The sequence below is a fragment of the Virgisporangium aliadipatigenens genome, assembly GCF_016863615.1.
GTDB lineage: Bacteria > Actinomycetota > Actinomycetes > Mycobacteriales > Micromonosporaceae > Virgisporangium > Virgisporangium aliadipatigenens.
In genome coordinates, this window is the sequence record NZ_BOPF01000046.1 from 62,871 (window position 1) to 80,688 (window position 17,818).

Genomic DNA, 17,818 nt, shown 5'->3' on the forward strand with positions numbered 1-17,818 from the left:
CATGGAAATCTCTGCCGTCCGCAAGGGCCTGGCCGCCGTCGTCGCTGCCGCCATCCCCGAGCTGAACTGCTTCGGGTACGTGCCCAACAGCATCCCCGAGCCGGCATTCGTCGCCGGCGAGGTCGAGGTCGACTTCAACAAGGCGATGAACCGTGGCCTGGACCAGGTGAGCGTGCGATGCCGGGTGCTGGTCTCCCGGGCCGAGGACGAGGCCGGCCAGGCGCTGCTGGATGCCTACCTGTCCGGCTCCGGTCCCGAGTCGATCCGCGCCGCGATCGAGGGCACGCCGGGCGTCTCGCAGACTCTCGGCGGGGTCTGCGACGACCTGGTCGTGGAACGCATCCGCGGCTACCGCATGTACACCGTCGCCGGCACCGAGTTCTACGGCGCCGAGTTCCTGGTCACCGTCATCGGGAAGGGCTGATCCGTGAGCGCCACCATTCTGCGCAACGTCCGGCTGTTCACCGGCGGCGCCGACCTGACCGGCCAGTCCAACAAGCTGGAGGTCAAGTGCGAGCGCGAGGACAAGGACACCACCAACTTCGGCGCGGTCGACCCGGCGACCGGGAACGTCTGGTCGAGCTGCATTGGCGGGCTGTTCAAGACCTCCCTGTCGGGGGCTGGGCAGTGGGAGGCCGGCGACTCGGGCAAGGTCGACGACAACGCCTGGGCCGAACTGGGCGGCGGGTCGGTGTGGACCGTCGGCTTGCAGGGCGCCGCGGTCGGCGGCCGGGCGTGGTTCACCTCGGCGATGCGCTCCAACTACACGCTGCTGGGCGGGGTCGGCGACGTCGCGCCGTGGCAGAGCGACGCGCTGGGCTCCTGGCCGCTGGTGCGCGGGAAGTTAGCGCATCCGCCGGGTACCGCCCGCACCGCCGACGGGTCCGGTACCGCGCTGCAGCTCGCCGCGGTGCAGGCCAACCAGGCGCTGTACGCGTCGCTGCACGTCCTGTCGGTGTCCGGCACCACCCCGCAGATCGCGGTCACCGTCGAGTCCGACTCCAGCAATGCGTTCGCCTCTCCGGAGACCCGGATCGCGTTCACCACGGCCAACGCCCGCACCGGCGAGGTCCTCCGCGACGAGGGCGCCCACGCCGACACCTGGTACCGGGTCGTCTGGGACGTGTCCGGCACGACCCCCAGCTTCTTGTTCGTCGTCGCGCTCGGCATCGTCTGAGCCCGATCCACCGCGACTCCACGCCCTGCCCGGCCCGGGCGGGGCGTTCCCGTATGCGCCCCTGAAGGAGGCACCCATGACCGCAATGGTGCTCAAGGCCGCGTACGCGGCCCTGGCCACGGTGAACTACTCCGCCCAGATCAAGAAGGCCGAACTGAAGGCGGAGGTCGAGGACAAGGACGTCACGACGTTCGCGAGCCTCGGCTGGATGGAGTACAAGGGCGGCCTGTTCAAGGCCGGGCTGTCGCTGTCGTTCCTCAACGACTACACCGACAACGGCCTCGACGAGGCGATGTGGACCGCCTTCCTGGCCGGTGACCCGATCGCGTTCGAGGTCCGCGCCGCCAACGCGACGGTGACGGCGTCGAACCCGAAGTGGACCGGCCTGGTGCTGGTCAAGGAATGGTCGCCGCTGTCCGGCTCGGTCGGCGACGTCGCCGGGCACGACGTGTCCTGGCCGACGTCGGGCGTCGTCACCCGCGGCGTGTCCTGATGGCCCGCCCGATGCGCGCCGGCCGGGCCGCCGGCGGGTTCGAGACGACCGAGGCGGACACCGGCCGGGAGCTGGCGGTGCGGCACGGCACCGACCCGGCCGGGCGGATGCGGGTGCACCTCAGCCCGTCCAGCCGCCAGGCGCTGATCGCGGCCGGCTGGCGGCCGCCGGCGCACGAGGACCCGGTCGACGAGGCCGACGGTGGCCGCTGAGGTCACCATCCGGGCCGACCAGAAGACGTTCGAGCACTTCGCCCGGGCGCTGGACCGCGAGGCCGGCTCTCGGGCGATGCTGCGCGACGCCGCCGACAGCATCGAGGACGCGATCTCGCCGGCCACACAGCAGGCCCGCGGCGCGATCCTCGCGATGCGCTCCGCCGGGCTGCCGCACGGCGGGGAACCCCTACGGGCGGCGATCGCCGCCGGCGTCGATGAGCACGTGGTCCTCAAACCGCGCTCGGCCGGCGTGAAGGTCGTCGCGTCCAGCAAGGGGATGCCGCGCTGGTTCACCCAGGCCCCGAAGCGCACCAACGCCCGACGCGGGTGGACGCACCCGGTGTACGGCCGGACCGGCGTCCTGGTGCGCCAGATCGGCGCACCCGGCTGGTTCGACGACACCCTGGCCCGTCACGCCCCGGCCGCCCGCCGGGCCGTCGTCGACGCCATGCACGACTCCGCGAAACGAATCGAAAGAGGCTGACGTGTTCCTGATCTACACGCCCGACGGCGAAGAGACCCAGAAGTGGGAGTTCAAGCTCGGCCGGCTGCGCAGCATGGAGATCGAGGCGATCGAGAAGCTGACCGGCCTCGACTACGGCTCCACGTTCAAGCAGGCGCTCCTGCAGGGCAACGCCCGGGCCCGGCGCGCGCTGCTGTGGACGTTCCTGCGCCGGGACCACCCACGTCTCAAGTTCTCCGACGTCGACTTCTTCGACGAGGAGGTCGAGGTCACCCTCGACCGGGCCGAATGGGGCGAACTGCGAACCGAGACCGAGGCGGCCGCCGGCGTCGACGAGGACGCCCGGGCCCAGGCCCTCGCGGCGATCGACATGGCGATCGCGCAGCTCGACGACGGCGTCGACGAGGCCGACGTCGAGGCCGGCGACGGCCAGGGAAAAGCGCCGTCGAGTCCCGACGCCGCTACTACTGCCTAGCGATCGCCGAAACCTTCCACGTGACCCCTGCCGAGCAGGAGCTGCTGGAGGTCGAGGTGCTGCTGGCGATGTGCCACCGCATCGACGAGATCAACGCCAAGAACCAGCAGCAGCACTGAACGGGGTGAACCGGGATGTCCGACACCAGCCTGGTCTACGACATCCTGGCCCGGGACCGGGCAACACCGACGATGCACAAGGTCGCCGGCGAGGTGCGCAACACCGCCCGGTCCTCGGCCGCGTCGACGCTGGCGATGGGCGCGGCGTTCGCCTCGGCCAGCGCATGGGCGATCGCGCTCGGCGCTGCGGTGCGCCCGGCGGTCGGGGCGATCGCGCTGGTGCCGGCGGTGGCATTCGCCGCCGTCGGCGCGGTGTCCGCTCTGGCCCTGGCCTCGTCAGGGCTCGGCGCGGCGTGGAAAGCGTCGACCGCGGCAGTCGCCGGCGGCGGCGCAGCCGCGGCCGGGGAGGCGAAGCGGCTGGCGGCCGCGCAACGGGAAGTCCGGCAGGCCACCCAGGCTCTGGAGGACGCCCAGCGCAAGCACGCGCGTACGCAGGCCGAGCTGAACGCCAGCTACGCCGAGGCGGCCGAGCGGCTGTCCGACCTGAGCCGCGAGGTGGCCGGGGCTCGCCTCGACGAGGAGGCCGCGGTCGCCTCCGTCGCCGAGGCCGAACGGGACCTCACGAACGCCCGGGCCAAGGGCAACGTCGGCGACATCACCAAGGCCGACCTGGCGCTGCGCCGCTCCAAGCAGACCCTCGAAGAGGTCCGCGACCGGTACGAGGACCTCACCGCCGAGAACGCCAAGGCCCAGGCTGCCGGCGTCGCCGGGTCGAAAGAAGTAGCCACCGCGCAGGAACGGCACGCCGAGGCCACCCGGGACCTGCAGGACGCCACCGAGCGGCTCGCGCTGGCCCAGGCCGACCTCGCCTCCGACAGCACCGCCGCCGGCGGCGGGATCAACAAGGCCGCCGAGGCCATGGCGAAGCTGGCCCCGTCGGCCCGGGCGGTGATCTACACGCTGCTCGGGCTGCGCACCGAATGGCGCGCGGTGAAACGTGAGGTCCAGGAGGAGACCTGGAAGAACGTCGCCGGCGACATCTCGGCCCTGTCCACGGTGTACCTGCCTGTCATGCGCCGCGAACTGGTCGGCGTCGGCGCCGGGTGGAACACCACGATCCGGTCCATGCTCGGCATGGCCGCGTCGAAGCCGGTCGTCGCCGACGTCGCGCAGCTGCTGCGCAACACCGGCACCGCGACCGGGATCTTCGGGCAGGCGGTGTCACGCGTTCTGGCCGGGCTGATCTCGATGGGCGCGGCCGGCTCCGACTTCCTGCCCCGGATGGCGCAGGCCGCCCTGCAGCTGGCCGAGCGGTTCGAACGGTGGGTCGCCGCGGCGCGGGAGTCGGGCAAGCTCGCCGGCTGGATCTCCACCGGCCTGACCACGCTGCGACAGCTGTGGTCGATCCTGGGCAACATCTCCGGCATCTTCGGGGCGGTGTTCCGGGCCGGGCAGGTCGACGGGCTCCTGGGCGACCTGGACCGGCTGACGGCCCGGTGGGACCGGTGGATGAACTCCGAGGAGGGCCAGGCCAAGCTCCGCACCGGCCTGGAGATCATGCGCGGCATCCTCGGCTCCCTGGTCACCGTCATCTCGGGTGTCGCCAGCAGCGGGGTGTCGATGGACACCGTGATGGGCGCGGCCGGGAACACGGCCACCGTCCTCAACGGGGTGATGGGCTTCCTCGCGGACAACATCGACACCATCGTCGCGCTGCTGCCGATCCTGATCCCGCTATGGCTGGCCGAGCGGATGGGCGTCGGCGCGTCGACGATCGTGAAGCTGATCGCGGCCCGGACGATGGCGCAGCACACCCTCGCGCTGCGGGCGAACGCCGCGGCGCTGAATGCCAACACCGCGGCGATGCGCGGCAACACCGTCAGCACCGCCGTCGACACCACAGCCACGAACACCGGCGCGCTCGCCCGGACCCGGTCGATCGTGTCGCTGGTCGCCCACCGGGCCGCTGCCCTCGCCTCTGCGGCGGCGTCGAGGGTCGCGACGGCGGCGCAGTGGCTGTGGAACGCGGCGATGACCGCGAACCCGATCGGCCTGATCATCTTCGCGATCGTGGCCTTGGTCGCCGGGATCGCGCTCCTATGGAACAACAGCGAAGCGTTCCGGGCATTCTGGATCGGCGCCTGGGAGATGATCAAGGGCGCGGCGCTCGCCGTCTGGAACTGGGTCGCCAGCAACTGGCCGCTCATCCTGGCCGTGCTGACCGGACCGATCGGCCTCGCGGTCCTGTACATCTCCCGTCACTGGGGCGACATCAAGGCCGGCGCCAGCTCGGCGTGGCAATGGGTCGTCGACAAGTGGAACGGCCTCGTCGGTTTTGTGACCGGGCTGCCAGGCCGGATGCGGGCCGCGGCGTCGGGCCTGTGGGACGGGATCAAGGCGGCGTTCCAGTCGGCGGTCAACTGGATCCTCTACCGCTGGAACTCCCTCAGCTTCCGGATCCCGGGTGTGTCCGTGCCCGGGCTGGGCCAGATCTGGGGCGGCACCACCCTGTCCGTGCCGCGCATCCCTTACCTCGACATCGGCGGTGACATCACCCGCGACGGCCTGGCCGTCGTGCACGCCGGCGAGCGGGTCATGCCCGCCGCCCAGGTCGACCGGCTCCCCGCCGGCGGAGGCGGTGGGGCGACACAGGTCGTCCTCGAAATCCGCGGCTCCGGCTGGCTCGCCGAGGCGATCCGCAAGGAGATCAACAGCGGCGACCTGAGGCTGCGGGTCGTCAATGGCGCGGTCCTCACCTGAGACCGCGCCACATCAGGAGGTGCTTCGGTGATCAACGTCGACCGCGAGTTCGTCCCGGGGTGCGACCTGCTCGTCGCGTTCGCCCCCGGGGCGGACCGGTCAGGGCCGTACAGCGCCTACCCGTGGACCGACATCACCGACGACGTGCGCATCGCCGACCGGATCAACATCGAGGACGGCCGCCGCGAGGGTGCCTCCCGGCCGGACGCGTCCAAGTGCACGCTGACGGTCGACAACACCGGCGGGCACTACTGCCGCACCAACCGCGCCGGCCGCTGGTACCGGAAGCTGGCGAAGAACACCCCGCTGATGGTGGCGGTCCGCCCGGCGACCGCCGCGGTCACCGACACGTTCACCCGGTCGGTGACGGCGGCGTGGGGGTCGTCGACGGGCGGCGGAGCCTGGTCTCCCGTGGGCGCCGGCGGGTCCGTCATCGGTGCGGACTTCGACGTCACCGGCACGCAGGGCACTCATGAGGTGACCGCGGCCAACGCCTACCGGTACACCTACCTGGGGGCTGTGGCCGAGGCCGACGTCGACCTGCAGGTCACCGTGACGGTGCCGAACCCGGCCGGCGGCGCGCTGGAGCCGGCGCTGCAGCTGCGCGGGCAGGGCCTCGACACGTACTTCGAGGCGCGCGCGTCGATCGCGCCGGGCGGGGCGGTCACCGCTTCGATCCGGTCCCGGGTCGCCGGCGTCGAAACTGTCGTCGCTACCGCCACGGTGACGGGGTTGACCCACGCTGCGGCGACTCCGCTGCGGCTGCGGGCGCAGTGCTTCGCCGACGTCATCCGGCTCAAGGTGTGGCAGGGCTCCACCGAGCCGACCGCATGGCACGTCGCCGGCGCGGCGACGGCGCTGCGCGGGCCTGGCTGGATCGGCGTGCGCTCGGGCGTGGCCACAGGCAACAGCAACACGAGCCCGCGCACGTTCGCCTACGACAACTTCAGCGCCCGGTTCTGGGTGTCGATCTTCGACGGTGACGTGCCGGAGCTGCCGCCCCGGTGGGACAGGTCCGGCCGGGTGCCGACCGCGCAGCTGGTCGCCAACGGGGTCACCCGGCGGATCACCAAGCGCGCGAAGCCGCTGCCCGGGCCGTTGGAGCGGAAGATCGTCGCCCTGTCCCCGGTCGGGTACTGGACGTGCGAGGACGCCCGCGAAGCGACGCAGGTGTCATCGGCGCTACCCGGCGGGCGGCCGATGTCCGGCGCGTCGACCGGCCTCGGCGCGGAGGACGGCCCCCTCGGCGGCGCCGGGCGGTGCTTCGAGGTGTTCGACACCAACGGGTCCTACACCGGGAGCTTCGAGGGCACTGTCACCGGCTCCGGCACCTCGTGGACGGTCGAGGGTTGGGTCAAGCCGGAAGTCCTCAAGGACGGCACCACGGATCCTCAGGTGTGGTTCGGGCGGATGCGCTGGTCGGGCAACACCTACGGCCAGGGCTGGATCTCCTACCAGTACATCCGCGGCACCGGCGGCGTGTTCTGGGCGGACCTGGGATTCGGGTTCCTGGTCAGCGACGAGGACAACGACGCCTACTACGAGCCGGGCCGCTGGTACCACGTGCGGGTCACCGCCGAAACCCTGGGGCCGACGTCGGGCCGGGTCCGGCTGTACGTCGACGGGGTCCTGTGCGACTCGTGGACCGACCCGGAGACCCCGGGCGAGCTGCGGTCGGTGCAGGTCGGTGTCGGCGTGGCCGACGGCTACGTTCTCGCCGTCTCCACCACCGACGTGGTTCGGGGCCGCACCGCGCACTGGGCCGCCTACGCCGGCGTCGGCGTCACCGACACCACCCAGGCCGGGCTCGGCTACACCGGCGAGATGGTGCACGAGCGCCTCGCCCGCCTTTTGGGCGAGGCGCGGATCCCGTTCACGACCACCGCGACGTCGTCGACGGTGATGGGGCCGCAGCGGGCCGACACCCTGCCGGACATCCTCGACGAGTGCGTGCGCACCGACATGGGGCTGCTCTACGAGCATCGGGGCGGCTACGGCTACCAGTCCCGGGCCGAGCGCTATAACCAGACGCCGGTGCTGGTCCTGTCCCGCGCCGGCGGGGATCTCGGCGACCCGCCGGAGCCGACCGACGATGACGACGACCTGGTCAACGACGTCAAGGCCACCCGCCCCGGAGGCGGGTGGGCGCGGCACGAAGCGACCGGGGCGTACGCGCCGGCGGTGGTCGGCCGGGCTGACGAGGAGATCAAGGTCAACCCGTCCACCGACGGGCTCCTCGCCGCCCTTGCCCAGTGGTGGGTGCACCTGCGAACGGTCGACGAGCTGCGCTGGCCGGTCCTGTCCCTCGCCGACCTGGTCCACCGCACCACGCTTATCGACGCGTGGCTCGCGCTCGCCCTCGGGTCACGGGTCCAACTGCCCGACCCGCCGGACGAGCTGGGCGACGAGCTCGTCGACGTGCTGGTCGAGGGACGCACCCAAACGATCGGCTGGCGCGAGTGGAAGGTGTCGCTGCTGTGTGTCCCCGCCTCGCCGTGGACCGTCGCGGTCGTCGAGGGCGCCGGCGGGCAGACGGCGCCGACGTTCCGACCCGACACCGGCGGCTCCAAGCTCACCACCGGGATCTCCACCGGAGCCACGAGCATGCAGGTGACGACGACCGGACAGGTCCTGTGGACCACGACCGCGACGTTCCCCGGGGACTTCCCGCTCGACGTCGACATCAACGGCATGAAGGTCACCGTCTCCGCCATCACCGGCGCGTCCAGCCCGCAGACGTTCACCGTCTCCGGAGTCACCGAGGACGCCGCCGCAAACAGCCCGGTGCAGCTGTGGCGGCCGCCGAAGCTGGCCCTGTAATCGAAGGAGAAGGCGATGGCCTGGACACTCCGCCCCGCCATACCCGCCGGGCACAAAGTCACTGCCGATGAGTTCGACGCCATCCTCGACCAGATCGAGTACCTGTCCCAGGCCCGCGAGTGCTCCCTCATCGCCGACCATGCCGGCGTCGCCAACAACATCACGCCCGGTGGCGTCGGCACGATCACCAACCTGTCGCGGCTCTGCTTGCCCAATTCGAAGCACCACGCGAGCGGACTGATCGCCTACAGCGCGCACATCAACGGCGACTTCCGGCCGAGCGCCGCGCTGCCCTCCGGGTCGACGGTGCAGCGGGCGTCGCTGCGCTCGATGACCTCCACGAACGACTCGTCATCGGGCGATACGTACTACGGGTCGGCGACAACGCTGGGGACCTTGACCGCTCCGGGGCAGACGACGTCTTCAGACATCGTCTGGTGCGAGTACGACATCATCTTCACAACCGGTGCGACGGCCGGAAGCGCCACGCTGACCTACGCCCAGGGATCCAGCAACGCCACGGCGACATACGTTCGCGCTCACTCGACGTGGCGCGTTGAAGCGATCGACGCGGTTTGAGGCCGGGATGGCATCGAACCCCGACCCGAGCCGGATCACCGGCGCGCTCTGGTACTTCGTCGAGAGCTGCCTCGCGATGCAGCCGGGTACCCAGTACGGCGGCACGTTCACCGACAAGCCCGGGTATCACAACACCAGGAACAACCTGTGGCGCCAGGGCAGGGTCAAGGACTACTCGGTGGTCCTTGCCGCGGACAGGGCCGGCCCGGGCGACAAGGCGGCCGCGTTCGACTGGACGTTTCCGGACGCTCAGCGCGGCCGCTACGGCACGATCATCCGCTACGGCGAGCGGGTCCAGGCGGCGTTCCATGCCCGCGATCCGCGGCTGCACGGCTGGCGCGAGGTGCTGGTCCAGGCCGACGAGGACGGCCAGGCCGAGGGCTTCGACTTCACGAGCTGGAGCGAGCGCACTCCGGACGGCAGCCACCTGTGGCACGCGCACTTCAGCTGCCTGCGGCAGTACCTGAACGACATCACGGTCATGAACGGCATGCTCTCGATCTTGTGGGGCGAGTCGTTGACCACCTGGCAGAGCGGCAGGTCGCGCTACGGCGGCACCAGGACCGGAGGTAGAGAGATGTTCACGGTGGAGTGCAGGACGCCGGGCGGCTCGTCGTTCTGGGTCTCGGACGGGATCCGCCGGCGCACGCTGAGGGACTGGGGCAACTTCGTCGCGGTCGACCAGGGCGACGGCGCGCCGGACTTCGTCGTGACGTCCGAGGCCCAGCTCGACGACCTCGCCGGGCCGATGGACGTCATGGCGCCGGCGGTCCAGGCCGACGGCCGGGTGATCGCAGCCGCGTTGCTCGCCGACCCGACGTTCGTGCCCGCGCTGGCGGCCGCTCTTGCTGGCCAGCTCCCGCACGAGGGGGACATCGCTGCCGAACTCGGCCGCCGGCTCTCGGCCCGGCCGGGCACCTGATGGACCTCGGCACCGTCGGAGCGGTCTCCGCGATCGGCGCGGCATGCTGCGCGATCGGTGCCGGCCTCATTGCCGGCGGCCGCGTCGCGTGGCGGATCCTCGCCAACACGGTCAGGACCCGCGACGCGATCCTCGGCACGCCGGCGTCAGGCGACGAGCCGGCCCGGCCCGGGATCGTCGGCCGGCTGTCCGTCGTCGAGCAGCGCCTGGCCTCGCTGGAGAGCCAGTCCCGCCAGATCAAGGCCGAGGTGACCCCGAACGGCGGCGGCAGCCTCAAGGACGCCGTGGGCAGGATCGACCGGCGCACCCAAGCCGTCGACGAGCTGCTCGGCGCGCACATCCGCCAGCACAACGGCGGCGCGGTCGATCCGACCGTGCGGCTCATCCACCCGGACCGGCAGCGCGGGTGATGCCGGCGGCCGCGGCGCCGGTCCGGGCGCGGACGAAGAACTGCCACGCGTTCATGTAGCCGACGACGGCCTCGTGCTGGTCGTTCGTCCAGAACGGTGGCCAGCCGTCCGCGGTCTCCATCGGGACGTGCGCGTCGACGAAGCGCTGCCTGGCGCTGCGCAGCCTGGCGAGCGCGGCGGCGTAGTCGTGCCGGGCGCTTTCTCTCGGGTCCGTCCGCTCCACCTGCGGATCGTACAATCGTTCGAAAGGATTCTCATGAAACTCTTCGGCAGGGAGCCGACGCTCTGGCTCCAGCTCCTGTCCGCCCTGCTCGCCCTCAGCGTCACGTTCGGCTGGGACTGGCTGACCGACGAGAACGCCGGCGCGATCGTCGCCGCCTCGACGGCGCTCATCGGCGCGGTCAACGCCTGGGCGGTACGCCCCATCGCGCCGGCCGCGTTCACCGCCGTCGTGACAACGGTCGCCACGCTGGCCGCGACGTACGGCTTCGAACTCACGGCGGTGCAGATCGGCGCCACACAGGCGATCGTGACCGCCGCGTTGACCCTCCTCACGCGCGGCCAGGTATCCCCGAAAGCCGACCCACTGCTTCGCTGAAACGACACGGCCCCGGTCGCCAGCCCTTCGAGGGCGGCGGCCGGGGCCGCTGTTTCGTGCCGCCGATCCGTCACTCGACGGCACGACGACATGGTGGGTCAGGCGGTGCAGGTCACCACCGCATACTGCCCAGAGGACTTGTTCTCCTTGCGGACCTCACCGTCAACAGTGATCTTGCAGAGGATGTCGCCCCCTGCCTTGTTCTGCGCCACCACCGACATGACGAACGGCACCGACTTGGCCTTGATCTCCTTCGACCACGGCAGCTTGGCACCGCCGTCCTGGGAGGTGTCCCCTCCGGTGCCGAAGGTGACGTCAGCTGATTTGCTCGACGTGGCGGTCACCTCGAAGAGGATGGTGTGCTCGGCGCCCTCGGCCGCCTGGCCGGCGACACCGGGCCCGGCGGTGTCGCCGCCCGCGCCGCAGGCCAAGGTGGCGACGAGAGCCGCGGCCGCGGCGATGCACGTAATGATCGTGCGTTTCACAGGTGTGCTCCTGACGGGGAGGCTTGTAGGACCGGTCGATGTTGCCGGAGGCGCCGGCGGCTGGAGCAGCGAACGGGCACTGTTCACTCGCCTCGGGTCGGCCGGGTGGAGGGCACTGCATCGATCACAGGGCTGCGAGCCCCGCTTTCGTCCCGTGCACGCCAACGGCCCCGGTCGCCCGCCTGCGAGGCGAGCGACCGGGGCCGCTTCATCGCGTCTACCGGCTCAGTGCGCGCACGGCGAGGACGACGCCGAAGAGGACCGCGACCGTGCCGACGATGACCTCCAGGTAGGCGGCGAGGAGCCGGCCGGCGATGACCGCGCCGCCGGTGCACACGGCGACCCCCGCGATCGTGGAGGTGGCGACGAACGGCACCCGTGCCCCTGCTGGCACCGGCGACCGGTCGCGGACCGCCGGCGGGTTCGAGTCCGGTCCCTCGGCGAGCGCGGTCTCGAGGTCGACGCGGCGCACCAGCTGCACCGCCCACCGGCCGTCGGGCAGGATCCGCGGGTCGACCGGGACCAGGTCCTGCCGGTCGCGCTGGACGTGCCACAGCAGGGCGGTGATCTCGTCGCGGGTGCCCTCGCGGTAGCCGGCTACTCGTCGCACGCCGACACCCACACGACGGCCTCACGGCGCGCGGAGCGCAGGTCCCGGTCGACGTGGTCGACGAGCCATCGCCGCTCGCCGGTCTCTCGCAGGAGCACGCCCTCGCCGCGCGCCGGCGGCTCGGCCATCCGCTGGGTCGACAGTGGTTGGCTGCTCGCCCCGACGCCTGGCCCGGCCGTCTCGAAGAAGCGCACCACGTACTCACTCATCGCTGCCACCCCGGGCCTCACGAACGCGCTTGAGCGCACGCTTCACCGTCGGCGCGGAGACGCCGAACAGACGCATCCCCTCCTGGACGATCGTGCCGGGCTCCGCCTCGTTGTCGAGCGACTTGCGGACCCACCGGTCCAGCCGCGGGTTCGGGCTCGTCGACCTCCCTGCCCGGGCCGCCGGCGCCGGCTCTTCGGCCTCGTCCCAATCGACCACTGTGCGCCCGTCGCCGTCGTCGCGTAGCCGGTAGCCCCGCTTCCCTTTCGGCTCACGAGCGGGTGCAGGATCAGGATCAGGATCACGCCTGAACAGGGACGACAGCCGTGATCCCCACTGTGACATCTCGGCGGGGGAGGGGAGCCGCCGGTCGGACCACCGAGCCGAGGCCGCGAAGAAGATCCATGCCAGCGCGACCGCGACCAGTCCTGCCCATCCCTGCTCCATCAGCTCACTCCGAACACGAGACCGGGCACGAACCCAACAACCTTCGTCAAAGCGCTCACCGATCCCTGAGCCGCCATCCCGACGAGTCCGCCGGTCAGCTCGACAGTGATCGCGATCAGGTAGGCGCACGCCCACAGCTTCGGGTTGAGCTGGCGCCCCTTGCCGCCGACGCGCGGTCCGGCGACCGGCGGTCCCCCGGCCGCCGCGGCACCGCTCTTGCCGCGGAACGTCGCCAGCGCCAGCTTGCCCAGCTTGTTGGACCACTTCGCCGGGGCGAGGACGCCGAAGCAGTAGATTGCCAACGCGGCGGCGAGAACGCTGATCACACTCGCCGTGCTGGTCTGCGCCAGCGTCGCGTTGCCGGTCTTCTTGATCTCCTCGACCCACGTCGAGATGAGGTCGATCGTGGCCCGGTCCGCCGGCGAGCCGTCCCACCCGGCCCGGATCGCCGGCATTCCGAGGCAGAACGCCAGCCGGTCGCGCCAGTCGTCCGGTCCGATCGACAGCCAGTCGATCATCAGCGCCATGAACAGCAGCGCGAAGATGCTGTTCGGCGACATCAGCGCTTCCTCCGCGGCCGCCGGGCCCACCACTCCACGGTCAACGCTGCCGCGAACAGCACCGCGCCCACGCACAGCGGCCATCGAAGCGCCTGCGCGAACTCGACCCAGTCCATCGCAATGGCCAGGAGCCGGAGCGCGAGGAGCCAGCACAGGATCACTGCCGCAGCCGACATCCGCCAGCTCATCACGCCGCCAGCCTCTCGGCCTCGGCGTGCCCGGCGTCGGTGAGCACGTACACCGGCCGGCCGCGGTGCTCGACGGCGACGATGCCCTCGTTGACGAGCGCCTGCAGCGCGCCGCCGTCCCGGGTCGACGCGGTGATCCAGGCGATGGCCGCGATCTGCTGGATGAGGCGGATCTCCTCGTAGGGGCGGCCGAACCCAATCCGCAGGACCGTCTCCGGGTCTTCGCCGTGTGCGCACAGCTCGCCCTCCATGGTGAGGAGCTGCCAGTACCCCGCCCCTTTCACCAGGCGCCACACCGGCTCCCAGGAACCGTCGTGCTGGCCGACGAAGTACAGGTCGGCGTCCGCAACGCGGCGGATCCGGTGGTCGACCCGGAACGCACCCAGCTCGGGGAGCGCGTAGTCCTCCGTGCCCTCCTCCAGCAGCGTCGCGCCGGCGTCGTCCTGCGGGTCGCCGAGGACCGCCCCCAGGGCGTGCTCGGCGGAGTCGCCCGACGCGACCAGGCCGCCGTCGGCGTTGACGACGTCCCAGGCGTACCGGCCCTCCCAGGTGCGCCGGTCGCTCTGGCGCATGAAGTAGAAGATCCTGCTGTCGTCGACGCGCAGCACGAAGTCGCGGTCGGTGTCGCCGGTGACGATCCGGGGGTCGTCGGCGTAGCGGCCCAGCAGCTCCCGGGTGGCTTCGTCCATCATGGTGGTGCTCCTTCTCTACGGGGTTGGGGTGCCGGTCGGGGACGGCAGTGCTGCCAGGCGTCAGCCGCCCTCGGCCGGCGTCACGCCGGCGGTGCGCCGACGAGGTTGGGGTTGGGTTCTGCGTCGAGGATCGAGTCCAATCGCTTCTCCGGGATGTCGAGCTGCTCGGCGAGCGCCGCCTTCTCCGCGTCACTCGTGGTGGCCTTCCGCGGCCCGCCGCGCGGCTTGCGAGTCGCGGCGGCGAGTTGATCGGCGAGCCGCTGGAGAGAGCGACGGTTGACCCCGGCCTCGGCTGCGGCGGTATCGACGTCCTTGCCCTCGGCAAGGAGGAAGAACGCCCGCCACCGGCGGTCCCTCTCGGCCCGCTCCTCAGCCTCGTCGGGCGTATCGGATTGCCCCCCGTCCTCACTAGGGCTGGCCTGCGAAGACTCGTCTTCGGGCGGTGACGGATTGACCGACTCGGCGGGCTCCTCAGCGGGGGCCATTGCGTCACGGATCCGGGCGGCCAGCTCGACCAGGCACACGCTGGCGACGACGACGAGGCCGTCGACGGAAAGCGGGATCAGGTAGGGCGCGGCGCCGGTCTCGCCGTAGCGCTGGGCCACCCCGACCATGTGCCAGTAGCTGACCCAGGCTGCGATGCCGGAGATGGCGGCCGTCGCGAGGATCCGCACGGCGGCGAGCGCGACGCGGCTGACGGGCACCCGGGCGATCAGCTCCACGGTGAGCAGCAGGGCGAGCGGCGGCCAGGCGGCGATGGTCTGGGCGACGGCGTGCGGCTGGGCGTGCAGGACGTTGGCGATGACGCTCGCGGCGATCCCGAGCGCCAGCACCAGCCGGACGCCCCAGCGGATGCGTCGTAGCGATCGGAGGCTGACGGATTGCATGCCCGACAGTCTGACACAGTTGAAACACATGACACAGTTAGGCCGCCGGTGAGAGTGATCGGACAGCATGGAGCGGCTGACACAGATGGCACGGCCGGTACGATCACGCCACCAACCCGAGGGAGTGTCCGTGGCCTACGACCTGGCCGAGCTGGAGCGCCGGCTCAACGCCGGCGAGTGGCTCCTGCCCGGCGAGGCCGCCGCGCTGCTCGACGTCAGCCGCAGCACGATGGTCCGGCTCCTCAACGCAGGCACGATCGGCCATCGCAAGAAGCCGGGAGCTGGGCAGTATCGGATCTGCAACCCGTCCGACGTGAAGAGGCTGCTCGACGACGCGCGTCGCGAGCACCGCGCGGACTAGGTCCCCAGACGTAGAAACGGCGGGAGACGGAGTGCCCCTACCGTCTCCCGCCGCTACGCCGCCGGCTCGCGGGCCATCCGGCGGCGCCCCGGGCGGACAGAGCAGGCCCGGGCGTTCTTGACGGCGGTGGAGGACGGGCCGGTTCCCTTCACCGTCCCCCACCGCCCGGTCGCCGACGCGGTTGCGGTCCCCGCCGGCGACGCCCCGGTGTGCAGCCGGGGCCTGTAAAGCTCAGGTCAACGCCACGGACCAGCCGTCGCCGTCGCTCGTCCACGCATCCCACGCCGGGCTGTAGCCGGCCCTCGTGAGGCGAGCAAGCGCGGCGAGCTGCACCTGCCCTTCGCCGGCGTTCGCGGCGAGGTGGTCGAGGCTGCTGGAGTAGGTCTTGCCGACGGCGACCCGCCAGCGCCCGCCCGCCCTGAACAGCCGGGCCGTGGTTGCGGGATCACGGAGCCTGCGCCGGCGGTACTCCGGCTTCACGCGCTCGCGACGTCGGCGCAGGTGGTACGCCTGGACCTGCTCGACCGCATCCCAGTCGCCCTCCGTCACCAGCGGCGGGACATCGGGCCCGGTCACGTCGGCACCCAGTCGACCATGTGCCGGTGGATCGCCTCGCGTGCCGCTGGCTCGTCGGCGCCAAGGTCGATGCACGCGCGCTCGGCGGACGCCTTCATGAGCGTCAGCAGGTCGGCGGGCCGGTCGGCATGCTGCTCCGTCAGGCGCTGGCGGCCGGCTTCGCACGGCCACCGGGCACCATCGGCGATGCACCGCCAGTCCGGCGTGCCGGGAACGTGCACCGTGTCCGTCCCGAACTCCGGAAGCATGCCCGACCTGCCGTACAACGGACTCGCGGCCGACTTGTAGACGCCCATCAGCGCCACTCCTCGTGGAGCCGGGCGAGGAGTTGCGCGACGCGGTCACGCTCCTGCTCCGGATCGGGGGCGTCGTCGAGCGGCACACGGCCGCTGCGCTCGAGCAGAGGGGACCCGGCGGTGTAGTCGCCGTCGGCCAGGGCGGGGCGAGCGGGCTGCCGTGCGGCGAGCCGGCTGAGGAAGGTGCCGATCCGGAGCAGGAGCATGGATCCCCCTCGGGGCGGGGGTGCGGCGGCGTGCTGTGGGCAGGCGCCGCCGCACCCGTCTCGGGGCGACGTGGCTAGTAACGGCCAGGTCGACTGACGGCTAGCATGCCCCTGTTCCACTCGAAGTGCAACGCATCACTTTGGATTGCGCGGAAGGTGAAACGCTGCTCGCGTATGTGATTGCCCTCGATCAACCACTAGGTGAAACGTCGCACCACCTGCCCGAACGTGCCCCCCAATGTCTCGCTGTGAGACACTGGCCGCGCCTGACTCGACCCCTCTAGAGGTGACAACCGTGGCCGTATCTGGCACGACCGTCGTCCGCCGCCAACTGGGACGACGGCTCGCCCGCCTGCGCCAAGCCGCTGGCGTCACGCACGAGCAGGTGAGACAGCGTCTCGGCATCTCGCGCGCCACCATGAACCGCCTCGAAAGCGGCCAGGTCGAGATCAAAGTGCCGATCGTCATCGCCCTGTGCACCCTCTACGGCACCGGCAAGGACGAAACCGACGAACTCATCGCCCTGGCCCCCGGCACCAAGGACCGCGGGTGGTGGCAGGCCTACGACGACGTCGTCCCCGGCTGGTTCCGCCTCTACGTCAGCCTCGAAGCGGCAGCCGACCGGATCTGCACCTTCGACGAGTCGGTCGTACCCGGCGAACTGCAAACCGGCGACTACGCCCGCGCTCTGTACGCCGCAGACCTCAGCGACCGCGAAACGATCGACCGCCACGTCCGACTGCGCCTCGAGCGGCAGGCGAAACTGTTCGACCGCACACCGCCGCCACAGATGATTGCCGTCCTTGGCGAAGGAGCCCTCCGGCGGACGGTCGGCGGCGGCGCGGTCCTCGAAGCGCAGATCGCACACCTGCGGGAGCTCGACCGCAGGGAGGGGGTAGAGATCAGGGTGTTGACCTTCGAGTCCGGGGCGCACCCTGCAACGACCGGCGCCTTTCGCGTCCTCGACTTCACCGACCCAGACGACCCCAATGTCGCGTACCTGGAAACGCAGGTCGGCGCTTGGTATCTGGAGCAGCCGGCCGAGCTGACTGAGTACCGCAGGCTCTTCGACGCCCTCTGTCAGCAGGCAGTACCGATCGGAAAGTACGAGCCATGAAACCGACCCCGTGGAAGAAATCAAGCAGGTCAGGCAGCAACGGGGGGTCCTGCGTAGAGATCCGCCGCAACGGCGCGCTGATGGAATTCCGTGACAGCAAGGATCCCGGCGGGCCCGTCCTGCCGTTCCCGCCGGAAGCGTTCGCTGCTTGGCTCGCGGGCGTCAAGGCCGGCGAGTTCGACCTCGACCCCAGCTGAGAATCCCCCCCCCCCCCC

The 17,818-nt window shown here is 71.2% G+C and carries 27 protein-coding genes; 15 read left to right on the forward strand and 12 right to left on the reverse strand.

Annotated elements, in window-relative coordinates; genetic code table 11:
- The first annotated feature begins 1 nt into the window (after position 1).
- The 11 genes from Val02_RS40910 (at position 2) to Val02_RS40960 (ending at position 10,373) form a co-directional block, all read left to right on the forward strand.
- Positions 2–424 (forward strand): hypothetical protein, encoded by a 423-nt coding sequence (locus Val02_RS40910; protein ID WP_203904726.1) that lies wholly within the window; start codon positions 2–4, stop codon positions 422–424.
- Positions 425–427: 3 nt separating this feature from the next.
- Positions 428–1,177, forward strand: a complete 750-nt coding sequence (locus Val02_RS40915) for a hypothetical protein (RefSeq protein WP_203904727.1) — start codon at positions 428–430, stop codon at positions 1,175–1,177.
- A 76-nt stretch (positions 1,178–1,253) separates the two neighbouring features.
- Positions 1,254–1,670 (forward strand): hypothetical protein, encoded by a 417-nt coding sequence (locus Val02_RS40920; RefSeq protein WP_203904728.1) that lies wholly within the window; start codon positions 1,254–1,256, stop codon positions 1,668–1,670.
- Complete coding sequence (locus Val02_RS40925; protein WP_203904729.1) at positions 1,670–1,882, forward strand: hypothetical protein; 213 nt, start codon at positions 1,670–1,672, stop codon at positions 1,880–1,882. The genes Val02_RS40920 and Val02_RS40925 overlap by 1 nt, the downstream gene beginning before the upstream one ends.
- Positions 1,872–2,369: a hypothetical protein gene (locus Val02_RS40930; RefSeq protein ID WP_203904730.1), complete on the forward strand. Its 498-nt coding sequence runs from the start codon at positions 1,872–1,874 to the stop codon at positions 2,367–2,369. Before Val02_RS40925 ends, Val02_RS40930 begins: the two co-directional genes overlap by 11 nt.
- Position 2,370: 1 nt before the next feature.
- Entirely contained in the window at positions 2,371–2,823 is a 453-nt protein-coding gene (locus Val02_RS40935) for a hypothetical protein (protein ID WP_203904731.1), read from the forward strand.
- Between the two features lie 134 nt (positions 2,824–2,957).
- A complete protein-coding gene (locus tag Val02_RS40940) occupies positions 2,958–5,642 on the forward strand; it encodes a phage tail family protein (RefSeq protein ID WP_203904732.1) in 2,685 nt (894 codons plus the stop codon).
- A gap of 27 nt (positions 5,643–5,669) precedes the next feature.
- Positions 5,670–8,462 (forward strand): LamG-like jellyroll fold domain-containing protein, encoded by a 2,793-nt coding sequence (locus Val02_RS40945; RefSeq protein WP_203904733.1) that lies wholly within the window; start codon positions 5,670–5,672, stop codon positions 8,460–8,462.
- 15 nt (positions 8,463–8,477) lie between these two features.
- Positions 8,478–9,041 carry a hypothetical protein gene (locus Val02_RS40950; RefSeq protein WP_203904734.1) on the forward strand — a complete coding sequence of 188 codons (564 nt, stop codon included), beginning with the start codon at positions 8,478–8,480 and terminating at the stop codon, positions 9,039–9,041.
- A 7-nt stretch (positions 9,042–9,048) separates the two neighbouring features.
- Positions 9,049–9,963 (forward strand): hypothetical protein, encoded by a 915-nt coding sequence (locus Val02_RS40955; RefSeq protein ID WP_203904735.1) that lies wholly within the window; start codon positions 9,049–9,051, stop codon positions 9,961–9,963.
- Entirely contained in the window at positions 9,963–10,373 is a 411-nt protein-coding gene (locus Val02_RS40960; protein WP_203904736.1) for a hypothetical protein, read from the forward strand. Before Val02_RS40955 ends, Val02_RS40960 begins: the two co-directional genes overlap by 1 nt.
- Here Val02_RS40960 and Val02_RS40965 read toward each other — a convergent pair.
- Entirely contained in the window at positions 10,345–10,596 is a 252-nt protein-coding gene (locus Val02_RS40965) for a hypothetical protein (protein ID WP_203904737.1), read from the reverse strand. The two genes, Val02_RS40960 and Val02_RS40965, sit on opposite strands and share 29 nt — an antisense overlap.
- 33 nt (positions 10,597–10,629) lie before the next feature.
- Here Val02_RS40965 and Val02_RS40970 point away from each other — a divergent pair, with 33 nt between their 5' ends.
- The gene (locus tag Val02_RS40970) at positions 10,630–10,971 is read left to right on the forward strand and encodes a hypothetical protein (protein WP_203904738.1); all 342 of its coding nucleotides are present in this window, start codon (positions 10,630–10,632) and stop codon (positions 10,969–10,971) included.
- 98 nt (positions 10,972–11,069) lie between these two features.
- Here the strand turns inward: Val02_RS40970 and Val02_RS40975 are convergent, their stop codons facing one another.
- The 8 genes from Val02_RS40975 to Val02_RS41010 all read right to left on the reverse strand — a co-directional run bounded on the left by Val02_RS40975 (position 11,070) and on the right by Val02_RS41010 (position 15,047).
- Positions 11,070–11,456: an MmpS family transport accessory protein gene (locus Val02_RS40975; RefSeq protein ID WP_239153717.1), complete on the reverse strand. Its 387-nt coding sequence runs from the start codon at positions 11,454–11,456 to the stop codon at positions 11,070–11,072.
- Between the two features lie 217 nt (positions 11,457–11,673).
- Complete coding sequence (locus Val02_RS40980) at positions 11,674–12,066, reverse strand: hypothetical protein (protein ID WP_203904739.1); 393 nt, start codon at positions 12,064–12,066, stop codon at positions 11,674–11,676.
- Positions 12,054–12,275: a hypothetical protein gene (locus Val02_RS40985; RefSeq protein ID WP_203904740.1), complete on the reverse strand. Its 222-nt coding sequence runs from the start codon at positions 12,273–12,275 to the stop codon at positions 12,054–12,056. The genes Val02_RS40980 and Val02_RS40985 overlap by 13 nt, the downstream gene beginning before the upstream one ends.
- Positions 12,268–12,720 carry a hypothetical protein gene (locus Val02_RS40990; protein WP_203904741.1) on the reverse strand — a complete coding sequence of 151 codons (453 nt, stop codon included), beginning with the start codon at positions 12,718–12,720 and terminating at the stop codon, positions 12,268–12,270. Before Val02_RS40990 ends, Val02_RS40985 begins: the two co-directional genes overlap by 8 nt.
- Positions 12,720–13,280 carry a hypothetical protein gene (locus Val02_RS40995; RefSeq protein ID WP_203904742.1) on the reverse strand — a complete coding sequence of 187 codons (561 nt, stop codon included), beginning with the start codon at positions 13,278–13,280 and terminating at the stop codon, positions 12,720–12,722. Before Val02_RS40995 ends, Val02_RS40990 begins: the two co-directional genes overlap by 1 nt.
- Positions 13,280–13,456 carry a hypothetical protein gene (locus Val02_RS41000; RefSeq protein WP_203904743.1) on the reverse strand — a complete coding sequence of 59 codons (177 nt, stop codon included), beginning with the start codon at positions 13,454–13,456 and terminating at the stop codon, positions 13,280–13,282. Before Val02_RS41000 ends, Val02_RS40995 begins: the two co-directional genes overlap by 1 nt.
- Positions 13,457–13,467: 11 nt before the next feature.
- Complete coding sequence (locus tag Val02_RS41005) at positions 13,468–14,160, reverse strand: hypothetical protein (protein WP_203904744.1); 693 nt, start codon at positions 14,158–14,160, stop codon at positions 13,468–13,470.
- Between the two features lie 80 nt (positions 14,161–14,240).
- Positions 14,241–15,047 (reverse strand): DUF2637 domain-containing protein, encoded by an 807-nt coding sequence (locus Val02_RS41010; protein ID WP_203904745.1) that lies wholly within the window; start codon positions 15,045–15,047, stop codon positions 14,241–14,243.
- Positions 15,048–15,177: 130 nt separating this feature from the next.
- Between Val02_RS41010 and Val02_RS41015 the strand changes: the two genes are divergently transcribed.
- Positions 15,178–15,408 (forward strand): helix-turn-helix domain-containing protein, encoded by a 231-nt coding sequence (locus tag Val02_RS41015; protein ID WP_203904746.1) that lies wholly within the window; start codon positions 15,178–15,180, stop codon positions 15,406–15,408.
- Positions 15,409–15,639: 231 nt separating this feature from the next.
- Here the strand turns inward: Val02_RS41015 and Val02_RS41020 are convergent, their stop codons facing one another.
- The 3 genes from Val02_RS41020 to Val02_RS41030 are packed head-to-tail and all read right to left on the reverse strand — an operon-like array spanning position 15,640 to position 16,486.
- Positions 15,640–15,984, reverse strand: coding sequence for a hypothetical protein (locus Val02_RS41020; protein ID WP_203904747.1), 345 nt, complete (start codon positions 15,982–15,984; stop codon positions 15,640–15,642).
- Entirely contained in the window at positions 15,981–16,280 is a 300-nt protein-coding gene (locus tag Val02_RS41025) for a hypothetical protein (protein ID WP_203904748.1), read from the reverse strand. The genes Val02_RS41020 and Val02_RS41025 overlap by 4 nt, the downstream gene beginning before the upstream one ends.
- The gene (locus Val02_RS41030) at positions 16,280–16,486 is read right to left on the reverse strand and encodes a hypothetical protein (RefSeq protein WP_203904749.1); all 207 of its coding nucleotides are present in this window, start codon (positions 16,484–16,486) and stop codon (positions 16,280–16,282) included. The genes Val02_RS41025 and Val02_RS41030 overlap by 1 nt, the downstream gene beginning before the upstream one ends.
- Before the next feature lie 295 nt (positions 16,487–16,781).
- On the opposite strand from Val02_RS41030, the gene Val02_RS41035 reads away from it, so the two are divergent.
- On the forward strand, positions 16,782–17,603 hold the full coding sequence (locus Val02_RS41035; protein ID WP_203904750.1) for a helix-turn-helix domain-containing protein: 822 nt from the start codon (positions 16,782–16,784) through the stop codon (positions 17,601–17,603).
- On the forward strand, positions 17,600–17,800 hold the full coding sequence (locus tag Val02_RS41040) for a DUF397 domain-containing protein (protein ID WP_203904751.1): 201 nt from the start codon (positions 17,600–17,602) through the stop codon (positions 17,798–17,800). Before Val02_RS41035 ends, Val02_RS41040 begins: the two co-directional genes overlap by 4 nt.
- Positions 17,801–17,818: the final 18 nt, after the last annotated feature.

Coding starts and splice junctions, on each gene's coding strand:
- Val02_RS40910 (WP_203904726.1), top strand. CDS start 2: ATGGAAATCTCTGCCGTCCGCAAGGGCCTGGCCGCCGTCGTCGCTGCC.
- Val02_RS40920 (WP_203904728.1), top strand. CDS start 1,254: ATGACCGCAATGGTGCTCAAGGCCGCGTACGCGGCCCTGGCCACGGTG.
- Val02_RS40925 (WP_203904729.1), top strand. CDS start 1,670: ATGGCCCGCCCGATGCGCGCCGGCCGGGCCGCCGGCGGGTTCGAGACG.
- Val02_RS40940 (WP_203904732.1), top strand. CDS start 2,958: ATGTCCGACACCAGCCTGGTCTACGACATCCTGGCCCGGGACCGGGCA.
- Val02_RS40950 (WP_203904734.1), top strand. CDS start 8,478: ATGGCCTGGACACTCCGCCCCGCCATACCCGCCGGGCACAAAGTCACT.
- Val02_RS40955 (WP_203904735.1), top strand. CDS start 9,049: ATGGCATCGAACCCCGACCCGAGCCGGATCACCGGCGCGCTCTGGTAC.
- Val02_RS40960 (WP_203904736.1), top strand. CDS start 9,963: ATGGACCTCGGCACCGTCGGAGCGGTCTCCGCGATCGGCGCGGCATGC.
- Val02_RS40970 (WP_203904738.1), top strand. CDS start 10,630: ATGAAACTCTTCGGCAGGGAGCCGACGCTCTGGCTCCAGCTCCTGTCC.
- Val02_RS40985 (WP_203904740.1), bottom strand. CDS start 12,275: ATGAGTGAGTACGTGGTGCGCTTCTTCGAGACGGCCGGGCCAGGCGTC.
- Val02_RS40990 (WP_203904741.1), bottom strand. CDS start 12,720: ATGGAGCAGGGATGGGCAGGACTGGTCGCGGTCGCGCTGGCATGGATC.
- Val02_RS40995 (WP_203904742.1), bottom strand. CDS start 13,280: ATGTCGCCGAACAGCATCTTCGCGCTGCTGTTCATGGCGCTGATGATC.
- Val02_RS41000 (WP_203904743.1), bottom strand. CDS start 13,456: ATGTCGGCTGCGGCAGTGATCCTGTGCTGGCTCCTCGCGCTCCGGCTC.
- Val02_RS41005 (WP_203904744.1), bottom strand. CDS start 14,160: ATGATGGACGAAGCCACCCGGGAGCTGCTGGGCCGCTACGCCGACGAC.
- Val02_RS41010 (WP_203904745.1), bottom strand. CDS start 15,047: ATGCAATCCGTCAGCCTCCGATCGCTACGACGCATCCGCTGGGGCGTC.
- Val02_RS41025 (WP_203904748.1), bottom strand. CDS start 16,280: ATGGGCGTCTACAAGTCGGCCGCGAGTCCGTTGTACGGCAGGTCGGGC.
- Val02_RS41030 (WP_203904749.1), bottom strand. CDS start 16,486: ATGCTCCTGCTCCGGATCGGCACCTTCCTCAGCCGGCTCGCCGCACGG.
- Val02_RS41040 (WP_203904751.1), top strand. CDS start 17,600: ATGAAACCGACCCCGTGGAAGAAATCAAGCAGGTCAGGCAGCAACGGG.